At 48.1% G+C, this 264-nt stretch carries 1 protein-coding gene; it reads right to left on the minus strand.

All coding sequences use genetic code 11. The annotated features are described in order from the left end of the window. Positions 1–264 (minus strand): intermembrane phospholipid transport protein YdbH family protein (locus ACRHNM_RS17015; protein WP_431137817.1); only part of this gene is annotated, 264 nt, incomplete at both ends.

Below are 264 nucleotides of genomic sequence, written 5' to 3' on the forward strand. Positions count from 1 at the left end.
GTTAAAAGCAAAATTGGAGACAAATCCGAGGTCTTTATAGGTTAGCTCGCCAATGTAGGAGAGATTGCCCCCAGGTGCCCTTGCCACGAGCTTACTCGACTCTATCCGTCCATTGCCAGCGCGATCAAAAACGATGGGGACGAGCCCATCAAAAACACCAGATGCGCTGAGGTTGGAAAATACCAATTGCGCAACAAATGCTGCCGCTTCGAGACCATCGACTTCAAAGATGTAGCGTTTTTCACTTTGAACAGAAAAGTCGAG

It is taken from the genome of Psychroserpens mesophilus, from assembly GCF_050617655.1.
GTDB lineage: Bacteria > Bacteroidota > Bacteroidia > Flavobacteriales > Flavobacteriaceae > Psychroserpens > Psychroserpens mesophilus_A.